The organism is Rhizobium altiplani (assembly GCF_001542405.1).
Taxonomy (GTDB): Bacteria; Pseudomonadota; Alphaproteobacteria; order Rhizobiales; family Rhizobiaceae; genus Rhizobium; species Rhizobium altiplani.
On sequence record NZ_LNCD01000138.1, the window covers coordinates 190,716 to 205,275 of the forward strand.

The window sequence follows — 14,560 nt, forward strand, 5'->3', positions numbered from 1 at the left end:
TCGTGAGCCTAGCACATAGACCCGCCACCTCGAAAGCCGCATCGGCGTTGCCGAGGTTCATACTCTCCGGACGAAGTACTGACGCCGATTGGGTTTTTACGGGTCACGTGATGGTACCGATCGGCCATCATCACCCAGGCTTTTGCAGGGATCGGAGTTGGGTGGAGCGCTTTGTGCCTCCATGGATCCGGTCAGACATGCGTAGTCCCGCAATAAAGCCACTCTTTCAGCCCCAATCCTTTTCCCTAGGCGAAGCCGCAAAAATTGCATTACTATGGACGCTGTATTCTTGCCGTTCATCAGGACAACGAAGTCAACAATCTGGGCTTACCTGCCATGACGCAAAGAAGTTCGTGCCTTCGGCCGCAATGGATTTTTTTGATCCCGCTGTTGATGCTGTTTTTAACGGCGTTCTCGCAGATGGCCCATGCGGAGCGTAAAGCCGCTATCGTGGTCGGGAACGGCGAATACGAATTTGCGCCTTTATCGAATCCAAAAAACGATTCCAAGCTGATCGCCGCAACCCTCACCGAGCTTGGTTTCGATGTCCTGCTCTTCTACGACGTCAAGAAAGCCGCCGTCGGCGATCTCGAGAATGCAATCCGCAGCCACCTGATCGGTGCCGATCTTGCCATTCTCTATTATGCGGGACACGCGCTCCAGCACGAGGGACGAAGCTTGCTGCTACCCGTCGATGTACGGACGGGGTCTGCCAAGGAGGTTATCGATGACGCCATCGCCCTCAATGACCTCATAGACATCGTCAAGAACGATCCAGTCGGCGTCAAACTGATCATTCTGGACGCTTGCCGCAACAACCCGCTCACCACCGAAAAAGGACTGCAACAGGGCCTCGCCAACATGGAGGCCGGCGCCGGTCAGGTTCTCATTGCCTTCGCTACCGGCGCCGGCGAAGTCGCCTATGACGGCACAGGCGCAAACAGCCCTTATTCTTTGGCGCTCGCCAATGCACTTCAGCAGCCGGGCCTCGACATCTACGACACGTTCAGAACAGTGCGGGGGGACGTGCGTCTCGCCACCAACGGATCGCAGATTCCGTGGATCACGGGATCGATCGAAACCAAATTCGTCCTGAAGCCGGCAGGCAGCGAGAAACCGGCGCCCGTGGTTGCGGGCGGTGACGGGGCACTGACAATCGATCAGGTTCTCTGGTATTTCATTCAAGACAGCGCGGACCCAACGGATTTCGAACGTTTTGCTAAAGCGTTTCCGAACAGCACGCTAGCAGCGGAGGCGGTCAAACGCAGCAGTCTTGAGGTTGCCGAGTTGCAGCAGCGTGGTCTGTTCGTCAGCGGCGCACTTGCCGCCACCCCGATTTCAACCGAGCCACCACCCTCCAATGAGGCCAATGCAGCGGCGGGGGCGGAGTTTGTCTTTCAGCAGGCAGGCGAGCGCGCCGTGAGCGAGACTTTTCGGATCTGGCCGCGCAAGATGCCTGACACACAAAGCGGCATGAAGTCTCTCGTTACAGATTGCGACCTGTACGCAGCCGATCCCAACGATCCTCAACGTGTGGTACCGGGCGTTACGAACGGACTGGTGAACATCCGCGACGGGCTGCGCTCCTGCGGCTACGCGCTGGCGGCGGACCCCAACAATCCGCGCCTGCAGTTCCAGTTGGCCCGCGTCCTCGAAATAGCCAAGCGCTATGACTGGGCCGAACATTTCTACCAACTTGCCGCCACGCAGCAATACAGCGCTGCACTCGTCAATCTCGGATACATGGCCCGTGCCGGCGTAGGCCGCGAGGTCGACTACAAGCGGGCTCTCGATTTCTACATGCAGGCGGCACCACTCGGAAATCTTAGAGCGAGGACGAATGTAGGAACCGCTTACATACGCGGTCAAGGCGTCCCACAGAATCCCGAAGAGGGAATCCTGTGGTACAGATTAGCGGCATCCAGCGGCTGGTCGAATGCAATCACTGCGCTCGGTGACAGCTTCCGGCGCGGCACCGGAGTGAAGAAGGATGATGTCGAGGCGACAAGGCTTTATGCCGCGGCGGCAGATGCCGGCCAGATCGACGCCATGACCAATCTGGGCCGCGCCTATGTCGGTGGCCTGGGCGTCGAGAAGGATGTCAAACGGGGCTTTGATCTGATGATCCGCGCGACGGAAATGGGTAACCAGTACGCGCCTCTCTATGCAGCGCGCATTCTCGTCAAAGGCGAGGGCAAAGTTCGTCCCGATGCCAATCGCGCACTTTCCCTGCTGGAACTGTCGGCACGCCGAGGCTTCGAGGACGCCTATCTTGAGCTCGCCAAGGGTTACGCTGCGGGCAGCTTTGCCCGCGGAAAGCCAGATTTGAGGAAGGCATATTTCAACGCGACACTCGCCACGCGTTTCAAAGTCGAAGAGGCGGAACAGACAAAGACCTCGGTGGGCGAGAAGCTGGACGCTGCTTCACGAGAGGAAATCGAGAAAGATGTCGAACTCTTCGTTCAGCAGAATGGGCTTTGAGAGCACGGTGGTAGGGTCATAGTGGCATAATTGCACGGAACGCGGGGATGGCATTGCGCTGGATTGTCGAAAGAATTGGCCGGCTCTTGCGTTTCGGGAGGTCGAAGAGCGCCGCCAGGATTGTCGACCCCGCCGCCGGGGACAGTCTTCACTACGTCCTGCGAGACCCGGTTGACGAAGCCAAACCCAGAAGCCTTATTTCCGTCCTCGGTGCGATGCCCGCTAATCTCGCCGAGATTCTTGACACTGCCGTCGAAGCTTGCAGGGCCAATGGCGAATTTCCAGTTATCGTTCTGTCAGAACTGCGTCCCGACCTGACCGCTGCAAGTTCTGCCCCTTTGGAATTTGTCCCAACCCGCAGCCACCTGCCATCACTGTCCCCCGAAATCTATAGCAGATACTCGCGCAGGCGCTGGTCATTGATCATTGCGAAATGGGATATCGCCAGTGAAATCACGATCTCATCGTCCATCGAGGAGTTTCTCGCCGATCAGCTCGGGGCCGATGTTTCCATGAGCTCACATGCGAGCAATCGCGGCATGCAAGGGACGGTCAGCGCGGATGCTGAAGACAAGCTGCTCGACCGCTTTCGCGGCCATGGCGGCTCCATTAACGAAATTCAGGCGCCCCAGACGCCGGTGAACCTCGGTGCGGAAGGCATCTGATAGCGCCAGGTCGAGCGTTGTCGCCACACGATCCGACTCCGAGTACCGTAAGCAAAGACCCAGGCCCGCAGTTTGGGCATAAACGGCGCGAAGATGCTGATCGTCCATTTCCGGCGCCTGGTTGGGCACGAAGATCGAGGGGATCCCTCCCAGGATGCTCTCATGGAAGCTGTTGTACCCCGCGGTGGTGATAAGAAGATCGATCGCGCTGGCGCACTCAGCCAATGGGTAAACGCTTGTGCGCAAAACGCTCGGCCATTCCTGCTTTGGAGGTGGCGCCAACGGATTGAGAACCTGTACCGTCTGCACATTCCGTCTGGCCAGATCGGCGAAGATGAGACTGGGGAGATCCTCCAGGTCGAAATTGCGTTGCGAGCCCAGTTGTACAGCAACCGTGAACCGGTCCGGGTTGACGCCAAGCTTGGCGGCAGCTGCTCTCCTGGGCAGGCCCGAACCGGGATCCAACAGAAGCACAGGGGGAACAGCAACTGCCCCGGGCATATCACGGGTCGGACCATGGTCTTCGTCATGAGCAAATTCGCCTGGTTCGATCACCATGTCGAATATGTCCTGGACGCCCGGCTCGAAATTGTGGGAAAGACGCCACAACGCACGCCGGATCCAGATCCAGGCGAGATCGCGTCGGCATTCGGCAACGGCAATTAACCCTGGAAACGGCCTGTTTCCATCAAACACCACCGCCGAGGGATCAAACGCCTCGACCGCCGTCACCAGCTCCTGCGCATAAGCCCTGTTCCAACTTTCATCCGTTACGCCGATTGCCAAACCGGAAGGCGTGTAGTCAACAGCGTGACCTCGCGCATGGGCCAACGCGGATCCTGCCGATCGAGTAAAGAATATCGGATCAATATCGTCGGGCAGCCGCTCTGCGATCGCCATCAGTCGTGTGATATGACCGAGCCCGATGCCGTTTGTCGCGACAAGAAGCACTCGGCGCTTCTTGCCTATACGTCGCGGGGCGGATTCAGGCGTCACACTTTCGGCAGTCTTGCCAGGCGAACAACCGCTGCCCACAGTCCGGCTGTTTTCCAGCCAAGAAGCCCTGCGAAGCTCAAGATCATCATAGAGGCGTGCCATGCGTTGCGGATATCGATCGATCGCAAATTTCCTTCGGACGAGCTCCTTGGCGGCATTTGATTGTTGGAGATAGGTCGAAGGAGAGGCAATGAGGCGCTCGATGACGCTTCGCGTTTCTGCAATATTGCAGTAGACCGCGCCATCTTCGAACAGGCTTTCAAATGAAGGGTCAAGCACTGTCACCAAGCCGCTGGCCATTGCTTCTGCGATACATACTCCGAAGGCTTCCACCCATTGCCGGCTGTGAAAATAGACATAGAAATCAAGGCGTCTGAGAAAGTCTGGGACGCTGTTTTGCGCGAATGGACTGATCTGCCAGTTCGAGCCGATCCACGGCTGGATTGGCTCTGGGACACCGCCCAACACGTTGATGGCGAAATTGGGTGCGTCGGGGTAAGCAGCGCGCAGGTCATCTGCAGAACTGGGCCATTTCGCCGGGTCTCCCCTCGTGTGGCGTCCCAGATTCACGATACCTGCCGGAGCTGATCGCTCCGGCGACGCCCATTCAGCGGCGTCGACCATATTATATAAATCGTGTCGAAGAAGCGGAGGACTTTCCGTCCCAATACTGTTGAACTGTGACCGGACCTTTGGCCCGACAGGGGCGAACGCGACTGGCACACCAAAGAGCCTGTCCAATACGCGTCCCACGACCGTCAGATCATATTGCGGAACGCGATTGCCGTCGAACAGAGGATGATGGACCACGCAAACGACGCGGCGAGGTCTCAAGCGCACCGGCGAACTCGGCATACGTTCGAACACTGCAGGATGGTGAGCCAGAAGAATGTCGCAGGTTGCCTCTTCCGACCCTGTTAGCCAGACGGTATTCGATTGTTCAATTGTGGTGGCCGTGCGACTGTCGAAGACGCCCAAGTCGCGGGTGCGCTGTCCGAGGATGGGCAATAGCCCACAACTCACTTCCCACTGTCTCGCCGCCTTGAGCTCGGCTCTCAGTGCGCTCGACGTACCGCCAAGAAATCGTGGGTCGGCAGCATGAACAACGTCAAAATGCATCAGCCAACCCCGAGATTATTTGCTGCACCCGGAATACCCTACCCTCAAATGAGCTTGAACCCTGTTTCAAATACCCTGATGCAGCGAGATATTTCCACCGCGCTGGTCGCAGTCTCGTGAGGCAGAGAACAGAACGGGCGCTAATAGGCTGATCCGCGGCCCCAGCCCCGTTCGGATTGGGTGTCCAACTTCCGTACCGCAACAGGTTGCCGTTGAACCCCCTTCTTCATCTTTTCGACCGCCAAGTTGCCGTAGCAACTGCGAGGATGCTTTGCGAGGAAAGCCTGATAGGATTGACGCGTGTTCAGCTTTTGTGCCCGGCGCCAATCGGCAGATTCAGCTCGACTCGGCGGCGCACTTTGACAGTTACGGGCATTCGTTGGCGCAAAGGGTGGGTACGTCCAGGACGGCACGCACGCCGTCAAAAAGACCGAGAAAAGGACGGAAACACGCTTCAGCATGCGAGACGCTCCAATCCGGGATTTAGGCTAAAAACCTACAAGGAAGAGTAGAATAACTGTCGCCAAATAACAAGCTCCGCAGTTCGCACCGACGTCCACGCGCCATCCTTTGCGACGAGAAAACTATTCCAGTAGCTCCGAGCTTGCGGGCACAAGCTTTCTCGATTAACGCCGTCAAACATCGTTCCTATAGGGCCGGTGAAACCGACCCGGAGCGCAGTCGCGAACGGCTGTGCCGGGGCGCGGCACTCTCGTGTCGCGGTTCCTTTATAACAACTGAAGCCTATGTGCCTGCCCATGACTGCCCAACAGAGGACCTAGTATGACTGAAAATAGCTCCGCTAATAATTTCCCTCCCGGGTACGAACTGCCAAAGGTATGGCATTGGGAAAAAGGCAACGGCGGACAGTTTGCCAACATTAACAGGCCCATTGCCGGCCCCACCCACGATAAGCTTCTGCCTGTCGGAACGCATCCCCTGCAACTCTACTCGCTGGCAACTCCGAATGGCGTGAAGGTCACTATCATGCTGGAGGAACTGCTTGCGCTTGGCCGCAGCGGAGCGGAATACGACGCGTGGCTGATTAGGATCGGCGATGGCGACCAGTTCGGTTCCGGCTTTGTGGAGGTTAATCCAAACTCGAAGATTCCAGCACTGATGGACCGATCTACACCTGAGCCGACACGGGTATTCGAAAGCGGATCAATCCTTCTTTATCTGGCAAGGAAATTTGACGCCCTGATACCACAGGAGCACAAGGCACAGACGGAGACGATGAATTGGCTGTTCTGGCAAATGGCCTCGGCGCCCTACCTCGGCGGCGGCTTTGGCCATTTTTACGCCTACGCTCCAATGCATATCAAATATGCCATTGACCGTTTTTCGATGGAGGTGAAGCGTCAGCTTGACGTGTTGGACCGTCATCTTGAAGGCAACCGGTTCATGGCGGGCGACGAATACTCGATTGCGGATATCGCAATTTGGCCCTGGTATGGGAACCTCGCGCAAGGAAAGGCATACGGCGACTCCGCAACCTTCCTTGATGTTGAGAATTATAAGAACCTGCAGCGCTGGACTGCTGAGATCGCAAGCCGGCCGGCGGTCAAGCGCGGCCGCATGGTCAACCGGATCAATGGTGATCCTTCAGAACAACTCCATGAGCGACACGATGCCTCCGACTTCGAAACGCAAACACAGGATAAGGTAGGCTAGAGGCAGAGGGACCGTCTTACTCGGTTGGTTGCGAAGGTTTCGGCTGCAGGCGCACGTCAAACCTGCCGATCTTGTTCCTGCGCTTCCAGCCGTGCCCTTCGAAGTCGCTCGCTTTTTTCTTCCCTCTTTCGGCGCTCTTCCTCCGCATTCTCGCGAGCGAAGCGCGTCGTTTCTTCGAAAGCATCGAGCCGTTGCTGCCTGCTCGACCTCGAGGATTTTCTGTTGCCGTGCTCTGTCATTTCCATTCTCCTCGCGAGGGTCGTCGTGTCATCCGCGCTCCTGAGCCGCATCCCCGGTGTCTAATCGTGCATACAGCAGTTGCAGCGTCGGATGCTCGCGCGCCAATGAATAGATTTTCACCTGCTCTTGTCTGCGCGAGAAAAGAGAAACGTTCTGCTTCACAAACCGTTCAGTGCGGCACCGTACGAGCTTTGACTGCGAGATAGGGCGATGCCATCTCGAGAAAATGGCCGCTGTCGAATTCCTCAACCTCGATGAGGCAGCAATGTTCCACGCTCTGATGAGATGTTTGCGGCATTCAGATCATCGGTGCCAAATGTCATTCGCATTTCATGTGCCGGCTCGAAGCCAAGACTGCGATAAAGCGCTTCATATGCTTTTGACGAATGCAACACAATCCCCGTGCAACCGCGGCTTTCTAAATACGCAACAGCCTTGGACATCAGCTTCGTGACAACGCCCAATCCTCTAAACTCCTGCTCGACCCAGAACCAGAACCACGTAACGCCCATCGCCTCGATCTCGAGGATCCAGCGATCTCCGGTCTTTGGATTGCGATGCGTCGCACTCCTATCGAGGTCGTCATCAAACTTACCGAGGGGTCGGCGTCGGGGTAACTGAGCAACAATCCAGCGTTAACGCCCAGCGGAAGCGTCGCTAGCCTCGTCCAGGCAGCAACAATCGAAAGAACCGAAGAAGTTGGAAATGGAGATCATTTCGGCTCTGAGGCTGCCAATCACCTCCTGTGCCAACAGGATCAAGGGTTTCGGGGATGATGCAGCAGAACGACGTAAACCGTGTCGGCAACCTCGCAGCGCGCTAACAAATGATCTAAGACGCCAAAGAGGCTCGCCACGAGATACCTGAGGCGAGCCCTTAGCATGTGATGTTGCGCCACGATAACCTACCCGCGACAAATGAAAATCTGACACATAAAGATTAAGTAACTGCTAAAATGCAAGCGGAGACAAAGTGTTTATGCTCTTCGGCTGAGATCGACCCGTCATCCCTAAAAAACCACGACGTTCGCAGGCGCCTCATGGCTTCAGGCTTTTCGGCGACATCTTCAGCCTGGATGTAGATCCATTTCAAGATGCAAACCAATTTCAGTGGGCGGCCCGCCAACCGAGCCGGGTCATGCGCGCACCCTTACGGCCGCGGCCTTACTGCGGCCGTCACCAGACGCCAGGCTGGCGCTTGGGTTCCATTTCCACTGACCCGCTGATCTGGACCGCATTATGCGACCCGGTATGCCAACCCAAGGCACAAGCCAGAGATGAAAAGTATCAATGCGATTGCGAACTTCGTTCGATCAATGAAGGCATGAAACGACGCCTCGGGAGGCGCTCCGTCGATACTGTCGGCGGGTGTCTCCTCTTCTCGTTTTTCAGGATCGCCCGCTAATGGCCGCAGGTCGCACGGAATATCGGCAGTTGAAACGACGACCCGTCTCACGCTGTCCTCATCAAACTTCACAGAAAAGGAAATCTTCTTGCTCTCTTTGATCGTCAGCAAGGCTTTCCGAGCGGCGGCCTCCTCGTTTTCGGCTTCGACAAGTGACGTGTGCATCACGAGATAATGCGGCATTCGATCCCTCTTGCTGTGCTGTTCGACGGTGAATCGGCAACTCCACCGGCCACGTCAAGCGCTAGAGCGTGATAATGTGTGCCCCTGACCCAAAATCCTGTTCCACGCCAGAGCGGGTCGAGAATGAAAAATCATTGCGCCTGCCTCGGATGGACTACGGTGCGCTACTTATCGGCGGCCAATCCCGTCGAGGCTTCTCCAGCGCGCTAAGCCTTTTCGGTGCTCCCGTCGAAACATCATTTCTTTCTGCCCCAACCACGAGCCCAAGACGCTTCGCCAACATATGCGCATCGGCATGGCGCTCGAACTTTAACGTCGTTGTCGAAATAGAGGTAAACATCCCGCCCCTTTTTGGACGGGGAATGCGGCGCGGCAACCCGTTCCGCGTCAAAGGGCTCTTCGCCGCGGGTCCATGCAGTAACCCGCTCCGCCCAAGTTTTCAAAGCGTCATCGTAAGAAACGATAAGAGGAAGCTTCCCCACGCCCATCCACTTTCCGGGCCTGCGAAATATGCGCATCACAAATAACCGAGAACCACCACTGATGATCCTAGTGTTCAATAATGCGACCTAGCATTCGATCCTGGACATTTTCTGGTCCGACTATTAACGCGGCGATTGAAGTTGCGCGTTCCCGCTCGGCGTAGTTATTGATGTATCCCTCTAGCAGAATGACAGGACCCAGCATCTTAATCGTGATGGCAGAGCTATCCAGATCGGGGTCGGCGGACATTGCCGCTTCAACGGATGCAATAGTCGCAGCCGAACTATGACCGCTCGTGCAATGCTGTTCATGGCTAAAGCTGTCTGATCCGAACTTCATCGTCTTTTCTCCTTCCGGCTCCCTTAAGAAACAGTCGAAGGATCATTAAGTTCGGGCGTTGGACTTAGGTCTGAATGAGAGGCGACGATCCATCGCTTACCTCCATGAGGCTTAGAGTCAGAAAACGCGAGCGTTGTCAGTGAGGCGATGCTCTAGCGTTTGTGGCGGGCCACACTTGGAGTGGTTCGCATTCGTCTATCCAAGTCGAGAGATTCATTTTAGCGGCAATGAAAGGATGACCTGAGTTAAAGAGATCACAGAGAATATTGTTACTTATTTCAATGTCGTATCTCGAATACTTCCACTGTTAGGAAAGCTACGCAAGCAGGCTTCCATGGCTTAGTGGCGTCGATAGACTGAAGGCTAAATGGCCGGCCGACCCTCAAGCAGGAAGACTAGCCTTCGCTCAGCCGACTTTGATCGCGCAGATCAAGTTTCGCCGATTGTCGATGCCAATCTCCGCCATGCATTAAAGCCGTGAGATCCAGGACAATGTTGCTGTCCATGGCCGAGAAAATGCAGACTAAAACAGGCAGGGCGCTCGACCCTTGCGGGGAGCGCCCTGCCAAACCCGGACGACCGCAGGCGGCAGAAATCTGCTCGGCAAGGACCATCGAAACGGGTAGTGGGGCGTTATTTGGTGCGCGCCTGTTCTTTTTCAAGCTCTTCCGTCCGTTCGAGCTCAAAGAAGTAGATTTGGTCTTCGCCTTTGATCGTCATCACTCCCATGATCTTTCTTTCATCGACGCGACGGAAATAGTCGACAATCGGCTGCTCGTCATAGACCATCGCCGCACTCTCGGCGCCGGCAAACCGCATGATCCTCAGGCAAGCCACCGGACCACTCGCCTGAAAACCGCGGCGCAGATAGGAGAACAGGATCCGCGCCGCTCCCGTGCGCCCGAGCTTGTGGAAACGAAGTGCCAGGCAAACCGGTATCCGTGCTGGATCGATGGCAATCAGGCGCCGCTCTCGCGTCCCAAACAGTAATGCGTCTGCACGCATGTCCGCCCTAAACCGCTTTCCGAACCAGCCAAGATTTTCCAGCACGCCGTCGAGCGGGTGCCCGGCGGGGATGCCGCGTCCCTGCCACAATCCGACGATTTCGATCGGCTCGACCGGCGGCAGGCTTCGGAATTGCTCAAAGGCGGCGGTTTGCCGTTCTTTCATTCGATGACCTGTCCTTGCTTTTACGCTCTTTCGCCAGCCGTCTGGATCTCGCGTCGCGTCGCGCAGGTCGCAACTCCTCCAGCGTCGGCATCCACCAGCCCCGATCGAGCTCACTCTTGTTGGGTGGTGTTCGTGCAGGCCATGTCGTGACCAGTTCTTCAAGTGTGCCTGCGCGCCACGACGCCCAGACATATTCTACGCTTTCAGTTGCGGGAAAGTAGAACGCGCTGACCGTGGGCCGGTCCGCCAACACGCCGTCAGTGCCGATGAAACAGACGACTCCGACATGCGTCCCGATCGCGCGCGCGAAAGGCGGGCCATCATGTGCGGGAACAGGGTATCGCTTCCGCCGGCGCTCCCGTGTCCTCGCCTTGGACAAGCCCTCTTCTTCCGTTCCCTTGATGGCCTCCCGCCGCGCGCGCCTCGCTTCGGGCTCACTGCGCTCGGAAGCCGCTTCGATCGCCGGCCATCGACTGCGGAGGTCCTCGAACGACCGGTAGGGAACAGTCCATAAGCGGCGATCAACGTCCCAGCGTGCATAAGGGATCTCCCGGATCTCCTTGATGACACTTCGTGAATAGGGCGTCCGGATCTGGAACGTCGCCGTCGCGGCTTCGAGATATCGGCTTTCGATCGGATCGAATGCAAACGCGTCCCTGCCCTTTTCGTCAGCAAATGCATCTGCCTCAGCCTCCACTTCGGCGAACCATCGGCTGATACGCCTTTCCGCAGTACGACCGGGCACGAACCAGGCGTTCAGGCTGTCGCTCCACCGCGCACGAGGAAACGCTTCTCGAAACCGCTCCACCGTTATCCGGTCGTGCGGCAGATCAGTCGTTGCACCGACACGCCAAGGCCGGGTGGCCGTGGTTTTTGCTTCTTTGTCCATGTGCCGTGGCCCTAAGACACAACTGGCAACTCATGCTGGCCGTTTTGCTTTTCCGAGACGCTTGATTGCCTCTTCAAACGGTCGCTCACCATCACAATAGTCCTGCCGGGCTGAGCTTTTCGCAAGCAGCACAGGCACCGTTCGAATAGTGAACCGAGATCGGACTTTTGCTTGTGCCCAGGTCAGCGATGGTACCGCCTGGTCGCGCCCGCGGCGACAGAGGCGCCACGGCCGTCGCCATGCGATCGTTTCGTAGATAGTCAAGAAAGATTTTGCCGTTCCGAAGGCTTTTGGTCATCTTGATAAGATGGAGGTCGGGGGTATCGCGCGCCATCAGCTGGCAGACATCATGCGCAAATCCTTTCGCTTCCGCCAAGGGCCGTGCGCGCCATCAGTAGTAGGGCGAGACACACGCCTGTCGTGGGCCATAATAGGGCTGGAACGTGTTGTCATAACTCCTGTAGGATCGATAACGCGCATAACACCAGCGCGTATGCGCGTCGCCACCGTAATACGCTCTGCGATAATAACGAGGCGCATAATAAGACGGGCCGTAGTAACCCGGGTCGTAGTAGTCAGGTGCATAATAGTTCGGCTGCGCCAGCAATCCTCCGACTATTGCGCCTGCCGCGAGACCGCCGAGCGCCCAGCCCCACCCCCCGTCACCATGATGGTGATAGTATCCGCCGTGGTAGTAACCGCCGTGGCCGCCATGATAGTCCACCGGCTGCGCCTGCGGGGAATCGATCTTCGGGGCGGCGATGGTGGGGAATGCCATTGCCGGCGGGACGCTCGTCAACGCCGTCGCAAGCGACACGGCAACGAATGCTAGCCTTTTCATCGGCTTCCCTTCCGTCAACTTTGCAGTCCACCATTATACCGCGGAAAGGACGATGTCGCACTTGATTTCCAGCGGGCGGTGAACGGTCCGGAAGGGCTGCCTTCTACCTCACTGCGACTATGATCGCCCAATTCCAGCATGGCCAGAGCCCTGTAATCCAAAGAGGCCCGCGATCGCGAGAGAAGCGCAGGCGTTGCCTAAAAAGAGCTAAGCTTCTCCCCCTCTGGCATGGGAGATTTCGTCCCGTACAGGATGCTGGGTGCCCAGTTGCGCCCTGTTTGAGCCGCACCTCTCAGAGATACCATGTCGTGACCGTCATCAGGTCAGCTACGTCTTCACCTTCCAGCCGGGGCAACCCAGAGCAACAAACCCATCGATCTGCAGAATGCCGGCATCGGCATTGACGACGATATATCCTTGTCACCATACAGTAGACGGGCCAATGACTGAGGATCCGTCACCGCAGTTCAATATTGACGGCCTTCGGGCCTTTTCCTCTATTATCGGGTTCCGTGTCGAATGAGACTTTCTGCCCCTCGCGGATGGTCTGGATCCCAGACGCCTGAAGAGCCGAGATGTGCACAAACACATCGTTGCCGCCGCCCTCGGGGCTGATAAAACCGAACCCCTTGTCTTCGTTGAAGAATTTCACCGTGCCCGTTGCCATTATAACCTCCCGACCAAGAATACGATCAACATGGAGCCGACGTGCAGCCTACGCAAGCGGAAATATGGGCCTCATCCGCTGGTCCAGAGGCTACTCTCTGCCAGGATATTTCCCGACCTGTGACTGCCGAAGGCCCCCTCGCCGCTTCATTGTTGTCGACCGATCGGAAGAGGTTTACCTTTGCGACGATATCGGGACGTGACTTACTGTGTTTTGCATTTGTGGACCAGGCGGGGTCTCTCGGCAATCCCGCGCATCCTTGGCCCACGACGCACCTTCAGATCGATCGGCGTCTCGTTTCCAGTTGGGAGGCAACTCATGGGTCAGATGATGAAGGCCGCTGTCGTTCGACAGTTCCGCACACCCCTGGTGATCGAAGATGTGCCAGTGCCATCTCCGCATCCGGGGCAGATACTCGTCAAATACGAGGCGACTGGCGTGTGCCATACCGACCTCCATGCAGCCAATGGGGATTGGCCGGTGAAGCCTAGCCCACCATTCATACCGGGCCACGAGGGCGTTGGTTATGTTTCGGCGATCGGTGCCGGTGTCACGAGAGTGAAGGAGGGCGACCGTGTTGGCGTGCCCTGGCTTCACAGCGCGTGCGGGTACTGCCCGCAGTGCCGAACCGGTTGGGAAACACTTTGCGCCTCGCAGTCGAACACCGGATACTCCGTCAATGGCACCTTCGCCGAGTATGGGCTTGCTGATCCTGAGTTCGTCGGCAGACTGCCTGACCAATTGGAGTTCGGCCCCGCCGCCCCGGTTCTCTGCGCTGGCGTCACGGTCTACAAGGGACTGAAAGAGACAGAAGTGCGCCCAGGCGAATGGGTTGCCATTTCGGGCGTGGGAGGCTTGGGTCACATGGCCGTCCAGTATGCCAAGGCGATGGGTATGCATGTCGTCGCCGCCGACATCTTCGAAGAGAAACTGGCCTTGGCAAAGCAGCTCGGGGCCGACATCACGATCAACGGCAAGGCTGGCGACGCCATCGAGCAGGTTCGGAAGGCGACCGATGGAGGTGTACATGGGGCTCTCGTTACGGCGGTCTCCCCCGCCGCCATGGAGCAGGCCTTTGGATTCCTGCGATCGCGTGGGACGATGGCACTCGTCGGCCTGCCGCCGGGGATGATATCGCTGCCTGTGTTCGAAACAGTCCTGAAACGCATAACAGTTCGGGGATCGATCGTCGGTACGCGCCAGGATCTGGAGGAATCGCTGCAATTCGCGGCCGAAGGAAAAGTCACACCTCATTTCTCCTGGGAGGGTCTCGAGAGCATCAATGACATTTTCCACCGTATGGAAGCGGGAAAGATCGACGGTCGCATCGTCATGAGATTGTAACGCTTGTACCAGCCAACCGGCGGTTCCGATTTTGGACAACAGGGTTCGCAAGGCGGCATTGCGAT

General features: G+C 57.3%; 11 protein-coding genes and 1 pseudogene. 3 read left to right on the forward strand and 9 right to left on the reverse strand.

Features of this window, described 5'->3' with window-relative positions; all coding sequences use genetic code 11:
- The first annotated feature begins 393 nt into the window (after positions 1 to 393).
- The gene (locus AS026_RS34185; protein WP_245307717.1) at positions 394 to 2,481 is read left to right on the forward strand and encodes a caspase family protein; all 2,088 of its coding nucleotides are present in this window, start codon (positions 394 to 396) and stop codon (positions 2,479 to 2,481) included.
- 518 nt (positions 2,482 to 2,999) lie between these two features.
- On the opposite strand, the gene AS026_RS43840 is transcribed toward AS026_RS34185, so the two are convergent.
- Positions 3,000 to 4,046, reverse strand: coding sequence for a glycosyltransferase (locus AS026_RS43840; protein ID WP_245307718.1), 1,047 nt, complete (start codon positions 4,044 to 4,046; stop codon positions 3,000 to 3,002).
- A gap of 1,998 nt (positions 4,047 to 6,044) precedes the next feature.
- Between AS026_RS43840 and yghU the strand changes: the two genes are divergently transcribed.
- Positions 6,045 to 6,935 carry a glutathione-dependent disulfide-bond oxidoreductase gene (gene yghU, locus AS026_RS34195; protein ID WP_062375170.1) on the forward strand — a complete coding sequence of 297 codons (891 nt, stop codon included), beginning with the start codon at positions 6,045 to 6,047 and terminating at the stop codon, positions 6,933 to 6,935.
- Positions 6,936 to 7,420: 485 nt separating this feature from the next.
- On the opposite strand, the gene AS026_RS34205 is transcribed toward yghU, so the two are convergent.
- From AS026_RS34205 to AS026_RS34240, 8 genes and pseudogenes are all read right to left on the reverse strand, one after another.
- Positions 7,421 to 7,687 carry a GNAT family N-acetyltransferase gene (locus AS026_RS34205; RefSeq protein WP_062375175.1) on the reverse strand — a complete coding sequence of 89 codons (267 nt, stop codon included), beginning with the start codon at positions 7,685 to 7,687 and terminating at the stop codon, positions 7,421 to 7,423.
- A 724-nt stretch (positions 7,688 to 8,411) separates the two neighbouring features.
- Positions 8,412 to 8,762 (reverse strand): hypothetical protein, encoded by a 351-nt coding sequence (locus AS026_RS34210; RefSeq protein ID WP_062375177.1) that lies wholly within the window; start codon positions 8,760 to 8,762, stop codon positions 8,412 to 8,414.
- 549 nt (positions 8,763 to 9,311) lie between these two features.
- Entirely contained in the window at positions 9,312 to 9,584 is a 273-nt protein-coding gene (locus AS026_RS34215; RefSeq protein ID WP_062375180.1) for a BON domain-containing protein, read from the reverse strand.
- 633 nt (positions 9,585 to 10,217) lie between these two features.
- On the reverse strand, positions 10,218 to 10,754 hold the full coding sequence (locus AS026_RS34220) for a DUF4334 domain-containing protein (RefSeq protein WP_062375182.1): 537 nt from the start codon (positions 10,752 to 10,754) through the stop codon (positions 10,218 to 10,220).
- Positions 10,726 to 11,643: a hypothetical protein gene (locus tag AS026_RS34225; protein ID WP_062375184.1), complete on the reverse strand. Its 918-nt coding sequence runs from the start codon at positions 11,641 to 11,643 to the stop codon at positions 10,726 to 10,728. Before AS026_RS34225 ends, AS026_RS34220 begins: the two co-directional genes overlap by 29 nt.
- 30 nt (positions 11,644 to 11,673) lie before the next feature.
- A pseudogene (gene ligD / locus AS026_RS34230) lies at positions 11,674 to 12,022 on the reverse strand (non-homologous end-joining DNA ligase LigD); the annotation flags it as partial.
- 12 nt (positions 12,023 to 12,034) lie between these two features.
- Positions 12,035 to 12,484 carry a BA14K family protein gene (locus AS026_RS34235; protein WP_062375189.1) on the reverse strand — a complete coding sequence of 150 codons (450 nt, stop codon included), beginning with the start codon at positions 12,482 to 12,484 and terminating at the stop codon, positions 12,035 to 12,037.
- Between the two features lie 457 nt (positions 12,485 to 12,941).
- Entirely contained in the window at positions 12,942 to 13,151 is a 210-nt protein-coding gene (locus AS026_RS34240) for a cold-shock protein (protein WP_062375191.1), read from the reverse strand.
- Between the two features lie 318 nt (positions 13,152 to 13,469).
- Here AS026_RS34240 and adhP point away from each other — a divergent pair, with 318 nt between their 5' ends.
- Positions 13,470 to 14,495, forward strand: a complete 1,026-nt coding sequence (gene adhP, locus AS026_RS34245) for an alcohol dehydrogenase AdhP (RefSeq protein ID WP_062375193.1) — start codon at positions 13,470 to 13,472, stop codon at positions 14,493 to 14,495.
- The last annotated feature ends 65 nt before the right edge of the window (positions 14,496 to 14,560 follow it).

Coding starts and splice junctions, on each gene's coding strand:
- AS026_RS34235 (WP_062375189.1), bottom strand. CDS start 12,484: ATGAAAAGGCTAGCATTCGTTGCCGTGTCGCTTGCGACGGCGTTGACG.
- AS026_RS34215 (WP_062375180.1), bottom strand. CDS start 9,584: ATGAAGTTCGGATCAGACAGCTTTAGCCATGAACAGCATTGCACGAGC.
- AS026_RS34185 (WP_245307717.1), top strand. CDS start 394: ATGCTGTTTTTAACGGCGTTCTCGCAGATGGCCCATGCGGAGCGTAAA.
- AS026_RS34220 (WP_062375182.1), bottom strand. CDS start 10,754: ATGAAAGAACGGCAAACCGCCGCCTTTGAGCAATTCCGAAGCCTGCCG.
- AS026_RS34225 (WP_062375184.1), bottom strand. CDS start 11,643: ATGGACAAAGAAGCAAAAACCACGGCCACCCGGCCTTGGCGTGTCGGT.
- AS026_RS43840 (WP_245307718.1), bottom strand. CDS start 4,046: ATGGCGATCGCAGAGCGGCTGCCCGACGATATTGATCCGATATTCTTT.
- AS026_RS34240 (WP_062375191.1), bottom strand. CDS start 13,151: ATGGCAACGGGCACGGTGAAATTCTTCAACGAAGACAAGGGGTTCGGT.
- AS026_RS34210 (WP_062375177.1), bottom strand. CDS start 8,762: ATGCCGCATTATCTCGTGATGCACACGTCACTTGTCGAAGCCGAAAAC.
- AS026_RS34205 (WP_062375175.1), bottom strand. CDS start 7,687: ATGGGCGTTACGTGGTTCTGGTTCTGGGTCGAGCAGGAGTTTAGAGGA.
- adhP (WP_062375193.1), top strand. CDS start 13,470: ATGGGTCAGATGATGAAGGCCGCTGTCGTTCGACAGTTCCGCACACCC.
- yghU (WP_062375170.1), top strand. CDS start 6,045: ATGACTGAAAATAGCTCCGCTAATAATTTCCCTCCCGGGTACGAACTG.